This window comes from Thermocrinis minervae, assembly GCF_900142435.1.
In the GTDB taxonomy this organism is placed as follows: Bacteria; Aquificota; Aquificia; order Aquificales; family Aquificaceae; genus Thermocrinis_A; species Thermocrinis_A minervae.
On the sequence record NZ_LT670846.1, the window covers coordinates 493555 to 507604 of the forward strand.

15 protein-coding genes are annotated in these 14050 nt (G+C 42.4%); 6 read left to right on the plus strand and 9 right to left on the minus strand.

Annotated features, from left to right (window positions below):
* The first annotated feature begins 16 nt into the window (after positions 1-16).
* From B5444_RS02745 to B5444_RS02755, 3 genes are read left to right on the plus strand one after another with little or no spacing between them, the layout of a single operon-like run.
* Positions 17-1582: an AAA family ATPase gene (locus tag B5444_RS02745; protein WP_079653718.1), complete on the plus strand. Its 1566-nt coding sequence runs from the start codon at positions 17-19 to the stop codon at positions 1580-1582.
* Positions 1575-2249, plus strand: a complete 675-nt coding sequence (locus tag B5444_RS02750) for an N-glycosylase/DNA lyase (RefSeq protein ID WP_079653719.1) — start codon at positions 1575-1577, stop codon at positions 2247-2249. The genes B5444_RS02745 and B5444_RS02750 overlap by 8 nt, the downstream gene beginning before the upstream one ends.
* Positions 2246-3310 (plus strand): DnaJ C-terminal domain-containing protein, encoded by a 1065-nt coding sequence (locus tag B5444_RS02755; RefSeq protein ID WP_079653720.1) that lies wholly within the window; start codon positions 2246-2248, stop codon positions 3308-3310. The genes B5444_RS02750 and B5444_RS02755 overlap by 4 nt, the downstream gene beginning before the upstream one ends.
* Here B5444_RS02755 and B5444_RS02760 read toward each other — a convergent pair.
* The 4 genes from B5444_RS02760 to B5444_RS02775 are packed head-to-tail and all read right to left on the minus strand — an operon-like array spanning position 3300 to position 7160.
* On the minus strand, positions 3300-3875 hold the full coding sequence (locus B5444_RS02760; RefSeq protein WP_079654638.1) for a 3'-5' exonuclease: 576 nt from the start codon (positions 3873-3875) through the stop codon (positions 3300-3302). The genes B5444_RS02755 and B5444_RS02760 overlap by 11 nt on opposite strands.
* A gap of 11 nt (positions 3876-3886) precedes the next feature.
* Complete coding sequence (locus B5444_RS02765) at positions 3887-5140, minus strand: NAD(P)/FAD-dependent oxidoreductase (protein ID WP_079653721.1); 1254 nt, start codon at positions 5138-5140, stop codon at positions 3887-3889.
* On the minus strand, positions 5115-5831 hold the full coding sequence (locus tag B5444_RS02770; RefSeq protein ID WP_079653722.1) for a Rieske 2Fe-2S domain-containing protein: 717 nt from the start codon (positions 5829-5831) through the stop codon (positions 5115-5117). Before B5444_RS02770 ends, B5444_RS02765 begins: the two co-directional genes overlap by 26 nt.
* 9 nt (positions 5832-5840) lie before the next feature.
* Positions 5841-7160 carry an FAD-dependent oxidoreductase gene (locus tag B5444_RS02775; protein WP_079653723.1) on the minus strand — a complete coding sequence of 440 codons (1320 nt, stop codon included), beginning with the start codon at positions 7158-7160 and terminating at the stop codon, positions 5841-5843.
* Between the two features lie 210 nt (positions 7161-7370).
* On the opposite strand from B5444_RS02775, the gene B5444_RS02780 reads away from it, so the two are divergent.
* From B5444_RS02780 to B5444_RS02790, 3 genes are read left to right on the plus strand one after another with little or no spacing between them, the layout of a single operon-like run.
* Positions 7371-7805 (plus strand): hypothetical protein, encoded by a 435-nt coding sequence (locus B5444_RS02780; RefSeq protein WP_231967150.1) that lies wholly within the window; start codon positions 7371-7373, stop codon positions 7803-7805.
* Positions 7802-8395, plus strand: a complete 594-nt coding sequence (nadD, locus tag B5444_RS02785) for a nicotinate-nucleotide adenylyltransferase (RefSeq protein WP_079653725.1) — start codon at positions 7802-7804, stop codon at positions 8393-8395. The genes B5444_RS02780 and nadD overlap by 4 nt, the downstream gene beginning before the upstream one ends.
* A complete protein-coding gene (locus tag B5444_RS02790; protein ID WP_079653726.1) occupies positions 8392-9774 on the plus strand; it encodes an MBL fold metallo-hydrolase in 1383 nt (460 codons plus the stop codon). Before nadD ends, B5444_RS02790 begins: the two co-directional genes overlap by 4 nt.
* A 29-nt stretch (positions 9775-9803) precedes the next feature.
* Here the strand turns inward: B5444_RS02790 and B5444_RS02795 are convergent, their stop codons facing one another.
* The 5 genes from B5444_RS02795 to B5444_RS02815 are packed head-to-tail and all read right to left on the minus strand — an operon-like array spanning position 9804 to position 14050.
* Complete coding sequence (locus B5444_RS02795) at positions 9804-10031, minus strand: hypothetical protein (protein ID WP_079653727.1); 228 nt, start codon at positions 10029-10031, stop codon at positions 9804-9806.
* Positions 10032-10090: 59 nt separating this feature from the next.
* Positions 10091-11401, minus strand: coding sequence for a sensor histidine kinase (locus tag B5444_RS02800; RefSeq protein WP_079653728.1), 1311 nt, complete (start codon positions 11399-11401; stop codon positions 10091-10093).
* On the minus strand, positions 11391-12068 hold the full coding sequence (locus tag B5444_RS02805; protein WP_079653729.1) for a response regulator transcription factor: 678 nt from the start codon (positions 12066-12068) through the stop codon (positions 11391-11393). The genes B5444_RS02800 and B5444_RS02805 overlap by 11 nt, the downstream gene beginning before the upstream one ends.
* Positions 12065-13477: a hypothetical protein gene (locus tag B5444_RS02810; protein ID WP_079653730.1), complete on the minus strand. Its 1413-nt coding sequence runs from the start codon at positions 13475-13477 to the stop codon at positions 12065-12067. The genes B5444_RS02805 and B5444_RS02810 overlap by 4 nt, the downstream gene beginning before the upstream one ends.
* Complete coding sequence (locus B5444_RS02815; RefSeq protein ID WP_079653731.1) at positions 13478-14050, minus strand: GTP-binding protein; 573 nt, start codon at positions 14048-14050, stop codon at positions 13478-13480.

Sequence of the window (14050 nt, forward strand, 5' to 3'; positions counted from 1 at the left end):
CTTATACTATCTTTTTATGCTTCACAGGATCCTCTTAGAGAACTTCGCTTTTTTTAAAGCTGAAGAGGTAGAATTCTCTACAGGTTTAAACGTCATCACAGGAGAATCTGGAGCTGGAAAGTCTCTACTTTTAAAATCCCTCCTTTTCCTGATGGGTGATGATGGTGACTATCAGGAAGGGACCGCAGTAGAAGCTTATTTCCAGCTTGGCCAGGAGGAGACTGTCATAAGGCGAGAGGTAAAAAACTCCAGGAGCAGGTACTACATAAACGGTAGAGGAAGCTCTCAGAAGACTGTGAAGGATCTTCTCTCTCAGGTCATACTCCTGCAGGGTCAGGATGAGAAGCTCAAGATAACCAGGCAAGACTTCCAAAGGGATCTCTTTGATAGATTCGTGGGTGCCTTGGAGTTAAGGAAGAGCTACGAAGAGATCTACCTGAAGGTAAAGTCTTTGGAAGAGGAAATAGCAAGTTACCTACAAAGTAAGGAAAAGGAAGAGACACGTATAAAGCTTCTTGAGGAAGAAATAAAAAGCATAGAACGTATAGGTTTATCTTGGGATGAGTACCTACAAGTTAAAAGCAGGCTTGAAGTCCTCTCAGAGGCAGATAAAGTAAACAGGTTGGTGGAAAAGATACTAGATTTGCTACTAAAGGAAGGCGGAGTGCTAGAAAGCTTGAGTAAAGTCAAGAAACTTTCAGAAGATCTAAGTAAGCTATACCCAGAGTTTGAAGCTTGGACAGAAAATCTTTCACATGTTTTAGATCTCCTTACAAGTTTTCAAAGAGAAGTTCAGAACAAACGTCTAGACCTCAGCCAGGAGGAAATAGACAGACTAAACGAGCTTGTCTTTCAGGTTCAGATCCTTGAAAGAAGGTACAGAAAGACCTATAAGGAGATACTAGAATACGTACAGGATCTTAAGGAGGAGCTGAAGAGACTAAGGAGTAGTGAAGAGAAGATTGAAGAGTCTTTAAAAACTCTTGAAGAGCTTCGCCGCACTCTCCAGGAACTAGGTAAAGTCCTGACTGAGAAGAGGTTGAAAGGTAAAAAGACCTTCGAGGATGCAGTGATGGGGTTTTTAAGAGAGCTTGGACTGGAGAGGTCAGTTTTTACAGTGGACATGCTTCTTGAGGAAGGAAGATACGGAAAAGAACGGGTTGTGTTTAAGTTCTCCTCTTACGGTGGGGACGCTGGACCTTTGGATGAAGTGCCCTCAGGTGGAGAGCTGTCAAGGCTTGCCCTTAGTCTCTTCCTCATATCCCCACCGGCGGAGACCTACATCCTGGACGAGGTAGACACAGGTCTAAGCGGACAATCCTTGCTTAAGTTCACAAAGCTTTTAAAGAAGCTTTCAAAGAACACCCAAGTGATCGTTATATCCCACTCCCCTCTATTAGCGAGCGCAGCAGACAGACACATAAGAGTACGTAAGGAGTACATAGGAGATATGCCCATTATGATGGTGGAGGAACTCGAGGGTGAGGAAAGATTGAAGGAGATAGCAAGGCTTATGGGTAAAGTATCTGAGAGCACTATTCAGAGTGCAAAGGAGTTGATTAGGGAGCTTAGCCATGTTTGAGGACATATCCCGTGCTAAGGAGAAGGTTGGAAGGTATGTCCAGCAGAGGTTAGAGTCCTTTAAGGAACTTGGAAGTACAGGGAAAACCCACTACGACTTTTCTCCCTTCTTGGAAGTGGAGTTTGACGCCGATCTCTTTTCAGAGCTAGCCTTCTGCATACTAACTGCAAACTCGTCAGCCAGGCTTGGTATAAGGATACAAAAGCTTATGATGGAAAACCCACAACTTCTTGACGATGTTGAAGCTTTAGAGAAGGCTATAGCTTCGATGGGACACCGATTTGCAAGACAGAGGGCAGAAAGGATAGTAAAGGCAAGGCAGAACTTTGAGAGAACATTATCCCTGATTAGATCCACTAAAAACAGTAAGGAGATAAGGGATCTGTTAAGCAACGCAAACTCTAGGTACAAGGTGGAAGGATTTGGTCTCAAAGAAGCATCCCATTTCTTGAGGAACATAGGTTATGAAGACGTTGCCATCATAGACAGACATATATTCAGATTCCTGATGGAAAAAAGACTCATTCCAGAGTACAAGACCATCACAAGAAATCTGTATTTTACTGCCGAGAAAGTGTTAGAGAGTATAGCAAGAGATATGAAGTTGTCTTTGGCTGAGCTGGATCTCTATATTTTCTATATAAAGACCGGAAAGGTGTTAAAGTGAAGGACTACTACAAAATACTTGGAGTTGACAAAAAGGCCACTAAAGAAGAGATAAAGAAAGCCTTCAGAGTACTGGCCAAACAGTACCATCCAGATGTTAACCCAGATCCAAAAGCTTCTGAGATATTCAGGGAGATAAACGAGGCTTACCACGTGCTGTCTGATGACGAAAGGAGAAGGGAGTACGACCGTATACTAGAGAGTGGGGACGAAAAGAAGTACAGGGACTTTATGGAGTACATCCAGGAGTTTTTGGAGAGCATATGGCAGGGCATGAGAAGACAGCCAAGACCGAAGAGGGGACAGGACATAAGGCTTAAACTAGAACTAACCCTAGAGGAGGCAGCCTTCGGCTGCGAAAAGGAGATAGAGTACGAAAGATGGACAGACTGCAAAGAGTGCGACTCTAAAGGTTACATAGGAGAGCTCCAGAAGGAGACTTGCCACGCATGCGGTGGTACTGGTAGGAGGGTAAGTGGTATATTCTCTTTTCCAAGACCGTGTTCCGTATGTAAGGGAAGAGGATTCATAGTTAAAAACCCATGTCCCGTATGTGGTGGAAGAGGAAGGATTGCTAGAAGGAGCGCGGTAAAGGTCACCATACCACCGGGCACAGACGAGGATGAAGTTTTGAAGGTAACCGGTTTTGGACACTTTGGCGAGAGGGGTGGAGAGCCTGGAGACCTATACCTCAGAGTGATCCTAAAACCTCATCCACATTTTAAGAAGGTGGGTAAAGACCTTTATACGGAGAAGTTCATATCCTTTCCTCTCGCTGTCTTAGGGGGCGTGACCAAGGTAAGAACCCTTGAAGGACATGAAGTGGAGATCTTCATACAGCCAGGCACAGAACACGGCGCCACGAAGACCATCCCAGGGCTTGGTTTTCCTCACGATAAGGGAAGAGGCAACCTACATGTACTTCTAAAGATAGAAGTACCCAAAGACCCGAGTAAAAAAGTAAGGCAGCTCCTTGTAAAGCTTGCCAAGGAGCTGGGCGAAGAAGGTCTGCAAGTGGAGGACAGTTTGAAGGAGAGGATAAAGAGCATCTTCAAGCTTTAGAAAACCTTTTAACCTCCAAGTAGCTTCCTATCCTAAAGTTAGACCAAAGGATGTTTAGAAGCTTCAAGAATACAAGCGCTGTTGTTTGAGCATCGCTTAACGCCCTGTGTTCCTTACTGTGCTCTATACCAAAGTAGTTTGCAAGATCATAAAGTCTGTAGCTTTTCAATCCTGGTAGCAGCTTTCTGGCAAGTTCGAGGGTGCAGACATGAGGGTGCTTAAAGGGCTTTCCGTAGACAGTCCTATGGTACTTGTCTATGAAGCCTATATCTCTCTTTACGTTGTGCCCCACTATCACGGAGTTTCCTATGAACCTTAAGAATCTAGGTAAAACCTCCTCAAAGGATGGCTTACCTACTAGCATAGCGTTTGTGATACCAGTCAGCTTTTTTATCCTTTCTGGAATGAACTCACCGGGGTATACGAGCGTGGAGAAAGATTCTGTTATGACTCCGCCCTCCACTCTCACGCACGCTATCTCTATTATGTGAGACTTTTCCATGTTTATGCCTGTGGTCTCTAAGTCTATGCTCACGAAGGTGCTCTCCATAAGAAGTTCACCCATAGAAGATAATTTTAGGAGAACATGTCTCTCCATAAACCTCTTGCCCACTCGTAGTATCTTTTTGCGGTGGATTCTTTACGCAAATTGTCCTCTCTATGGATAGGTATGAACCTATGCATAGAGACCTCATACCTAAAGCTAGTTTCCGTCATTATTGCCTCTCGGTCGTTTACCATGGCATAGCATATCATGTAAAGAGCTTCCTCTTCTACTTTCTTACCTTTTAGTCTAGCGTTTATTATCTTTGCTACAAGCTTACCCTCCGAGTGTGCGGCGAAGCCACTCTTAGGCAGATACCCCTGAGAAGCATCTCCTATAACGAACACGTTCTTTACCTTAGTCTCGTAAGTAAAAGGGTCTACCTCTACCCATTTTTCACCTTTCTTCAAAAGACCGGCCTTTTCCAGAAGGGAATTTGCTTTCATAGGTGGTATGACGTTGGCTATGGTGTATTTAAAATCCCCATGAGAGGTTCTAACAACCTTTTTGTGAACGTCTACCTCCTTTACAGTAACTCCAGTAACGTAGGTAGCAACATCCTTATAAAGGTCGTAGTAGGCTGACAGAAAACCTTCTGCGTTTATTATAGGTCTTTCGTTGGCATCTATGAAGTAAAGATGAGCCTTTAGCTTATTTCTCTTTATCATGCTTGCGATTAGGGCCGCTCTCTCATAAGGTGCCGGAGGACACCTGTAGGGAGGTGGCGGAACAGTCATCACTATGTCTCCTTCCTCGAACTCTTCTATTAACCTCTTCAGGTATATATGTTCAGAACCAGGTTTAAAAGCGGGCGGGTTGTATATAACAGACTCTTGATAATCTGGTCTGTTCTCTATATCGTAGTCTATACCAGGAGATAGTATAAGAAAGTCATAGCTTATGTAAGCATCCGATATCCTAACGCGTTTTTTGTCCAGCTCTATACCCAAAACCTTATCCCTTATTACCTTTACACCATGCTTGACCTCTAGCACGTTGTAGGAAAAGCACAAGGGTGTAAGCTCCATCAGGCCAGCCAAATAATGGTTAGACATAGGGCACGACATAAAAAAGGGTCTCTCCTCTATCAGGACTACGGATAGCTCTGGGTTTTCCTTCTTGAGGTACTTGGCCGCTGTTACACCACCATAGCCTCCTCCTACTATCACCACCTGAGCCTTCTTTAAAGTAGCTCCTGAAAAGGCAAGTGATGAAAGAGCAAATGGACCAAAGGCACTGGCTTTGATTAAATCCCTTCTACTAACACCTGATGGGCTGTTTGACATACTTGCTTACCTCCATCACTACACATCTATCCACTAAGACCTTTGCTTTTGCGGTAGATCCGTACCTCTCTCTGAGGTCCTGTTTAAAGTTTTCAAAGAAGGGTTCAAACTGATCCACTCCCAGCACACCGACGGCGTAGAGCTTCCCATCCTCCTCTTCTAAAATTATAGCTGCAAGGGGTACTTCGGCGGGACCTTCTACCACCTGTCCACCCTCCACGGGGTCAAATATGCTGAGGTGTGCGCAGCACTGTATGACTCCGGCTTTTTTAGTAGTCTCGGAGGGTTTGTCCATTGCATAGTAACTTATGAAGGCATAATCGGGAGTAGGATAGCTCCACTGATGAGGGCATATGGCAGAGTAAGCCACAAGACTTTTCTTGCTTCCTATACCACCCTGCCATGTGTAAGTCTTACCATCTTTTAGCTTTACTTGAGTAGGTTTTACTTCTTTGCCCAAGTTTATGAGGAAACAGGGTGTAGATGCGTATGGATAAAAGAAGATGTAAGTTTCTTCTTGTTTTAGCTGGCTTTCGGTTATTGGGTTACCTTTTTCATCCACTAAGAGAGCTTTGTTGTACCTTTTGAGCAGGTTCTCTTGATTTGCCAATACGTTAGAGATAAGGGATGGGTTTAAGGAAGAAGCCACCGCAAGGGTGGCGCATACCTTTATGAAATCTCTTCTATCCATATCAGCTCCTCATGCAAACATGTCCCTGTATAAACCCTTCGCCCATTCATAGGTGGCTTTAGCTAGCTGTTGAGACCTTTGGTTTATGACCTTCGGCTTAGGCACTATCTTCTTTTCCTTTTCGTTAAAGCTGTACTCAACGCTTATCACTATAGCTTCCTGCGGGTCACCGTTCACCATGGAGTAGCATGTGTTGTCTGGCAGTGCAGGAGTTATATCTTTGCCCATCATCCTTGCGGCTATTATCTTTGCTACTATCTTACCCTGAGAGTTGGCCATGTGACCGCTCTTAGGATAAGGAACTCCACCTATCACGTCTCCCACAAGGAATACCCTCGGGTCTGACTTGGCCTGGAAGGTCAAATGGTCTTGGTCTGCCCAGCCTGTAGGCTTACCATCTTTGTCTTTAGCTATGAGGTCTGCCATCCACACGAGCTCACCAGCCTGGTGTGGTGGGTTGAGGTTTGCATCCGTAAAGTTAAAGTCTCCTTGAGAGGTCTTTATGACTTTCTTTATAGGATCTACTTCCTTTATATGAGCGTTTGGTACGTATTCCACTATACCTGCATAAAGCTCGTTGTAGGCAGCCATAAACCCTGGGCCCTTTGGAACTATCTCAGGCTTAGGGTCAAGGATGACTACCCTACCCTTTACCTTGTTCTTTTTAAACACGTAGGCTATCATAGCAGCCCTTTCGTATGGAGCCGGCGGACACCTGTAAGCTCCGGGAGGAACCGTTATAACAAACTCACCCTCCTCAAAGTTCCAGATCTTTCTCTTAAGAGCCAGGTGTTCAGATCCTGGTATGAAAGCAGAAGGATAGTGTAACATCGTGTATTTTATGAGGTCCTTGTTATCCTTGAACCATGCGGAGTAGTTGTATTTTATACCTGGTGCCAGAACAAGGTAGTCGTACTGTATGTAACCATGCGGTGTGTAAACCCTTCTCTTATCCCTTTCTATGGCAAGTACAGTGGTGTTTATAAACTTGTAACCATACTTGGCCGCAGGCTGGTTGTAGTCATGTGAGAGAAAGTCAAGGCTTACAAGATCTGCAAGCCACTCGTTGCTTATAGGACATGAGAAGAAGTTAGGTCTTTTCTCAATCAGGATAACCTCCGCGTTGGGAGCTTCTTTCTTCAGATACTTAGCTACCGTAAGGCCTGCCCATCCACCACCTACTATCACCACTCTATTGCCCTTGGGTTCGGGTAGCATGGCTTCCTTTTTAACTATCGTCTCGGCGGCGGCAAACACGAGTTTGGGTGTAGAAAGCGCAACACCACCCAAGCCCAAGCCCTTGAGAAAGGACCTTCTGCTTGTATTCATGATACTTACCTCCCGTCTTGGTATCTATACTTGCTTTAGGATTATAGTCGTAAACCATCACCAGTGTTATAAAATGTTTTTAGAAGTTAATAAGTGTTTTTTATGTACTAATATTCTTGTATTCTTAATCTATTTTGTTCTAATAGTACACACTTTTTTTTACGTTCTCTATATAATAACCAATAGCACAACTATTAAAAGTAAGAGGAGGTGATAAAGGTGGTAGATCCAGATATACTACTCCTGGCCATAGTAAACATGGCGGAGGGCGTAAAAACGCTCATAGGTGATAAGGGAGCAAAGGCCGTTATGAGGGATGCAGGTAGACAGGCCGGGCCAAGGCTTTTAGAGAGCCTGATAGGACACTTTCCAGAAGTTCTAAGCAAGGATGAAGCTATCAGGCGAGCTTGTGCAATACTTGAGGATCTGGGTTTTGCAAAGAGTATTCAAAAACAGGAGGATAAGATAGTAGTCAATGAAGACATATTCACAGATGCTATAGTGGGCAACGATCTTATAGGATCGCCTGTAATATACTTCCTTGCTGGGCTAATAGAGGGCTTTGTTTCCTTCATGAGTAATGAGAAGATATCCCTTACTCCAGAAACTGTTCAAAGGGGAAGTATAGTTTATAGGATAGGATGATACTCTTCTTTGGAGGGAGCTTTGATCCCATACACGTAGGGCATCTCATAGTAGCCAGGGATCTTTTTGAGCACCTCTTACCCGAGAAGATAGTCTTCATACCAACCTTTCAGGCCCCTTTGAAGGAAAAGCATAGGGCGAGTCCAGAAGATAGGTTTAATATGGTAAAGCTCGCCATAAGACATTTTCCTTTCTTTGAGGTAAGCTCTATAGAGATAGACAGGGGTGGTATATCCTATACCGTGGATACTGCAAGAGAGCTTTTAAAATTAACCGGAGAAAAACCCTTTTTTATAGTAGGTGCGGACAGTATACTTCAGCTCCACCTTTGGAAAGATTACAGACAGCTTATAGACATGGCACGTTTTGTGGTGGTGGATAGAGATGGGAAGGGTAAAGAGGTGAAAAACTACCTTATGGAAAACTTCCCCATGTTGAAGGAAGATCAAGACTACATAATGTTAAGCATAAGGAGGATAGATGTATCATCAACGGAGATAAGGAACCGTATAAAGAGGGGTTTAAGCATAAAATGGTTCGTGCCGGAGGAGGTGGAGGATTACATAATCAAGAGGGGGCTTTACAGATGAGGGTATCCTTCTTTGGAGCTGCAAAGGGTGTTACAGGTAGTTGCTTTTTGCTTGAAGCCTCTGGAAAGAGAATACTTATAGACTGTGGCATGTTCCAAGGATTGGAGGAGGAGAAGAACTACCAACCTCTCCCTTTTGATCCCAGAACCATAGACTACCTTATCCTAACACATGCCCACATAGACCATTGTGGTAGGTTACCACTTTTAGTAAAAGAGGGTTTTAAAGGTACTTTACTTTGCACAGAACCGACGTACAAGATAGCAAGGTTCATGCTTCTGGATGCAGCAAAGGTAATGTATGAAAACTACAAGACTTCATTAAAGAAGTATGCTAGGATAGGTAAAGAACCCAGAGAGCCGCTTTACGACGAACACGATGTACTGGATGTGTTTGAGTTACCTAAGAAATTCCTAAAGTACGGAGAAAAATTTTCTATTTCGTCTCACTTAAAGGTCACATTCAAGGACGCAGGACATATACTTGGCTCTTCCTTTGTAGAGTTTGAAGTATACGAAGATGGAAGGATAAAACGTGTAGTCTTCTCTGGTGACCTTGGTAACAAGAATAAACCCATAGTAAACGATCCATCCTACCCTGAAAAGGCAGACTACGTGATAATGGAAAGCACTTACGGGGATAGACTTCACAAAAGCTTCGAAGATTCTAAGATGGAACTCCTAGACGCCATAAACTACGCGTTTAGTAGAGATGGCAACGTGATAATACCCTCCTATGCTTTAGAGAGGGCTCAAGAGATACTCTACGTACTTAGAGAGTTTCATGAAAAGAACCTTTTGCCAAGGTGTCAGATATTCTTGGACAGTCCTTTAGCGATTAATCTTCTCAAAGTTTTTTTAAGCAGCGTAGAATTCTACGATGAAGAAACCAAAAAGGTGTTTTTAGAAAAGAACCCTTTTATGTTACCCAACCTGTACTTTACATCAAGCGTGGAGGAGTCCAAGGCTATAAACTCTGTAAGGTCTAACGCCATAATCATAGCAGGTTCTGGTATGCTTACAGGTGGAAGGATATTACATCACCTTAAGTACAACCTTTGGAGGGAAGAGTGCGCTTTAGTCTTCGTAGGATATCAACCTAAAGGAACACTTGGAAGAAAGATAGTAGATGGTCAGGAGACTGTAAACATCTTTGGAGAAGAGATAAGGGTCGCCGCCAAGGTTTACACCATAAATGGCTTTTCTTCGCATGCAGACCAAGAAGAGCTTCTAGAGTGGCTTTCTTACACTCAAAACCCTTCTATGGTTTATTTAATCCATGGAGAAGAGGAGAAGATGGAAATTCTCAAGCAAAAGATAAAGGAAAGATTGGGTTTTAATGTATACATACCAAACTTTATGGAGAGTGTAGAACTTTGAAGGAGGGGCCGATAGGCCCCGAGACAAGCTTACTTGGGTTGAGCTGGTTGAGCGGGTTGAGCGGGTTGTGCAGGCTCTGCTCCCTTCTTTTCTTCCTTCTTCTTGTGAGCCTTCTTGTGGTGCTTCTTGTGAGCCTTCTTATGTTCCATCTTTTCTTCCTTCTTTTCCTCCTTCTTCTCGGCAGGAGCAGCTTGTTCTGCTGCTATGGCAGCACCTGCAAAGGCTACAGCTAATAGAGCTGCTAGAAGCTTCCTCATGGCTAAACCTCCTTACAAAGATTTTATATTATTATAGTACTACGAGTCTTATGAAAAACTCATGAAAAACACAGATAAAATTTGGAACCTGCTCCTGGTTGACTTTCTACGTGTATCCTAAACCCGTGAAGATCGGCGATGGCTTTGACTATAGAAAGGCCAAGGCCAAAGCCTTCCTTTTCACCATCTTCCCTGTAGAACCTTTCAAACACCCTTTGTGTATCCTTTATTCCCTTGCCCGTGTCTTCTACTACTACGCAGTATTCCTTGATGTACAGCTTTATGGTACCTCCTTCAGGTGTGTACTTGTAGCTGTTTTCCACAAGGTTTGATATGGCTATTTTAAGGTATTCTCTGTCGGCGAGCACTATTAAGTCTTCTTTGGGATACTCTACTATAAAGTTGTGGGTGTTTCTTATGTACTCGTACTCTTCCTCCACCTCTGCGAATACTTCAGAAAGGCTCAGTTCTTCCTTCTTTATGGGAATGCCGCTTTCAAGCCTCATAAGAAGCAAAAGTTTATTTATGAGCCTATGCATCTTTTCTGCTTGAATCTGCATGCTTTTTATAACCTCCTTAAACTTTTCCTTATCGGTTTCATACACGCCATAGCTTAAGAGTTCCAACTGACCTTTTATGTAGGTAAGTGGAGTTTTGAGAGCATGTGCAAAGTTGGCTATTGTTTCCTTTTGAAAGTTGAAGGTCTCTTTTAATTTTTCTAACATATCTGCAAAAGTGTTTATAAGTATGGAGAATTCATCTTTTGCGTTTTGTTTTTTTATGTTAACATCCATATTACCTTTGTATACCTCTCTTAATTTATCCGTTAAGTACGTAAGCGGCTTAAATGCAGATCTTACAAGAAAGACTATTATTAGAGATGTTAGGATAGATACTACAGAAGAAAGTGCTAATGTAAAAAAGATGAGTTTCTTCTGTATCTGTTTTATTTCGTCTATTTTGTTTAAAAATATAAGCTTATAATTTCCGACTGTTTTTGTTATGAAGATATAATCGTTGATCACACCGTGCTTCTCTTTGATTACATTTTCTACGTCTAAAAGAGGCAATCTTTCTTCATCATAATTTGAGAAGCTATAGATGTAAAGTATCTTATTCTTTTTGTTTAGCACTATAACGGATAGCCTTTCTGAAGCTAAAGCTTCCGCTAAACCTCTTATGTAGATCTTAGGGTCTTTATAATGCTTTCTGTATACATCCAATATGGGTGAAACATATCCATCGATATAATCTATTGCGTGACCTACAAGCACTGTCCTTATAGCTAATACCAAGAATACGGTAGTTATCACATTACTAAATAGGTAAACTCCTAAGAATATGATTAGTATCTTTAGTTTAACTGTCATTAGATTTTAGCATGTAACCAAACCCACGTACAGTCTGTATCAATTGATGATTTTCATCTTTTAACTTTCTTCTTAGGTTCTTTATATAAACATCCACTATGTTGGAGCCTTCTTCATGACCCGAACCCCATATACGGCTGTATATTTTTTCTCTGCTTAATACAGTGTTAGGGTTTTCTGCCAAAAGCTTTAATAACTCAAACTCCCGCCTGGTCAGGTTTATACGTTCACCTCTGTAGATCACCTGTGCGGATGATAAATCTATGAAAAGATCACCCACTTTTATATGGTCTTTGTTGTTCTTTGAGTATCTCCTGAGTACAGCCCTTATACGGGCATAGAGTTCTTTGAAGGAAAAGGGTTTTGTTATGTAGTCATCAGCACCGGCGTTTAGAACTTCAACCTTATCTTCTATCTGGGACTTGGCAGTTATAACGACTATAGGTATATCTTTGGTTTGTCTTATAGTCTTGCACACCTTGAGGCCATCCATCTTAGGAAGCATGAGGTCTAGGAGAACGACATCGTACTCTTCTTCCATCACTTTTTTAATAGCACTAAAGCCATCCTTGACCCAATCCACGGAGAAACCTTCGTACTTTAAACCTTCAACGAGCATGCTTCCAAGGGACAGATCATCTTCTACCAGAAGTATCCTCTCCTTCATTCCTTAGTAAGCTGGAAGATATCCTCTACATTAAGTATCTTAAACACTTCCCTGTAGGGTTGTATAAGTGTCTCTAGTTCTTCTTCTAACTTCTTCTTGCCCAGAACTTTATCCGCCATATCAAGGAGAAAATTAAGGAGGTTGGTTACTTCTTCCTTATCTACGTAGTTATACTTTCTACATTTTATCTGTCCATCTTCGTACTTAAGGCTGTCCGAAGAGGCAAGCAGATTCATTACTATGTTGGCGTTCTGTACACTATGTCTGAGGATGATACCATAGAGGATATTTATTAACAGCAGATGTACAACCAAAGATATGTTCTCCATCGGGCTTTCAAAGATCAGATCCATCCAAGCCGCATCCTTTAGCTCCAAGCCTTCTAAGAGTCTTAGCGATCCTTCTTTCTCCTCAACCACACCCATCATCCTACCCTTGTCAAAGAACATGTACACAACGCTTCCCGAGGAATACACGGTGACAATACCCGATTTCTGCCTTTTGTTCATCCCCATGATGACCTTTCCGAGCTCAATAAAATCAAGCTCCAAACTAGAAACGGCCTTTCTTTCAAGGTGTCTAAGCATGTACAGGGATATTAGTCTTTCATCCATGCTCAACGCCGTTATGCGTGCTCGCTCGCTGTTGCCGAGCATGTAGTAGAATACTTCATGGTCTACAGGGTAGACAGCTACAAGCTTACCCTTTATGTAGTAAATTTCAACCAGATCCTTCTCATCCCGTATTTTTATTACGCCCGTGAACCTACTGTAGTGAAAGTTCTCAAGCAAAGTTAGAAGCTTTACCTTGGACAGTTCAACATCCTGTATAACGACATCAAGGTTTACGCTATGCCCTTCCTCTGGATAGTAAAACTGGTAGACATCCACAAATCCTTTGGCTATAAGATCTTTAAGCTTTCTTATAGATTCTATAAGTGAGTCCTCAGATAAGGCTAGAACTGTGTAGAAACTCTTCCCATCGTAGTTTTCCATACCGGGAAATGGCTTGATTACTCTGAGGACAGCATACGGTGTTATTATTCCTTCTAAGAGAGTCTTCAGTTCTACTTCTACTAGCTGTGATTGAAGCACAAGCTCTTCAACGGAGACTCCAGAATCCATTAGAATAAATGCTTCCGAAGGATTATCCTTTCTGAAGGTGAAGAAGCCGCCTGTATTCTGCATAACATCTGAGAAGTGGTAGAGAAGCAGAGACTTCTTGTTTACTATGTTACCTCCCAGCAGCTCCAAGCTTGGAGCATAAAACCCTACAACTAGACCGTTTTCTAAATAGAGGGATAAGAACCTGTCCTTAAGGTACAGGTCCAATATCCCTGCTTTGTTTGCAAGATAGCCGTTTATAAGGTCTACCAGATCTTGCTTTGTGCTAATTGTTCCTGAGAGCATCTATACTGTTATAACTCCAATCTTCATGAGATATTGGTTTATTAGAAGGTCTAATGTTTCTTGAACGCCTTCACCCCTTATGGCAGAAGCACACACAGATGTATATCTACACTTGTTTAATGCTTCTTCTAAGCTTTCGTAATTCATACTATTGGGAAGGTCCATCTTGTTGTACTGCAAAACTATTGGTAAGTTCTCTATGCTCTTTCCAACCTTTCTAAGGTCTTCTTTCAGGAGGTCATAGAAGTACAGGTTGTCTCTTAGCCTTTCTTTTTGGGCGTCAGCCACGAATACTAGCGCATCCACACCCCTTAGCACAGTGAGCCTTATGTCCTTGTATATCTCCTGTCCTGGTACTGTGTAGAGGGCAAAGGATACAGTTATTCCATTGACTACTTCGCGTCTGGTTGCAAAGTCAAACACTAGAGTTCTATCACCAGAGGTGTCTATTTTCAAAAGATTGAGTCCTAAAATTTCAGAGAGCTTTTCTAAGTTTGTAGTTTTACCAGATTGAGGAGGACCATAGTAAACTATCTTGGCTTTTACGATTTTCTTTTCTATGTCTACTATCAT

Excerpts from the sequence above, each read along its gene's own strand:
- B5444_RS02775 (WP_079653723.1), bottom strand. The coding sequence starts at position 7,160 with ATGAATACAAGCAGAAGGTCCTTTCTCAAGGGCTTGGGCTTGGGTGGT.
- B5444_RS02770 (WP_079653722.1), bottom strand. The coding sequence starts at position 5,831 with ATGGATAGAAGAGATTTCATAAAGGTATGCGCCACCCTTGCGGTGGCT.
- B5444_RS02800 (WP_079653728.1), bottom strand. The coding sequence starts at position 11,401 with ATGACAGTTAAACTAAAGATACTAATCATATTCTTAGGAGTTTACCTA.
- B5444_RS02805 (WP_079653729.1), bottom strand. The coding sequence starts at position 12,068 with ATGAAGGAGAGGATACTTCTGGTAGAAGATGATCTGTCCCTTGGAAGC.
- B5444_RS02760 (WP_079654638.1), bottom strand. The coding sequence starts at position 3,875 with ATGGGTGAACTTCTTATGGAGAGCACCTTCGTGAGCATAGACTTAGAG.
- B5444_RS02765 (WP_079653721.1), bottom strand. The coding sequence starts at position 5,140 with ATGTCAAACAGCCCATCAGGTGTTAGTAGAAGGGATTTAATCAAAGCC.
- B5444_RS02790 (WP_079653726.1), top strand. The coding sequence starts at position 8,392 with ATGAGGGTATCCTTCTTTGGAGCTGCAAAGGGTGTTACAGGTAGTTGC.
- nadD (WP_079653725.1), top strand. The coding sequence starts at position 7,802 with ATGATACTCTTCTTTGGAGGGAGCTTTGATCCCATACACGTAGGGCAT.
- B5444_RS02815 (WP_079653731.1), bottom strand. The coding sequence starts at position 14,050 with ATGATAGTAGACATAGAAAAGAAAATCGTAAAAGCCAAGATAGTTTAC.
- B5444_RS02810 (WP_079653730.1), bottom strand. The coding sequence starts at position 13,477 with ATGCTCTCAGGAACAATTAGCACAAAGCAAGATCTGGTAGACCTTATA.
- B5444_RS02745 (WP_079653718.1), top strand. The coding sequence starts at position 17 with ATGCTTCACAGGATCCTCTTAGAGAACTTCGCTTTTTTTAAAGCTGAA.
- B5444_RS02750 (WP_079653719.1), top strand. The coding sequence starts at position 1,575 with ATGTTTGAGGACATATCCCGTGCTAAGGAGAAGGTTGGAAGGTATGTC.
- B5444_RS02795 (WP_079653727.1), bottom strand. The coding sequence starts at position 10,031 with ATGAGGAAGCTTCTAGCAGCTCTATTAGCTGTAGCCTTTGCAGGTGCT.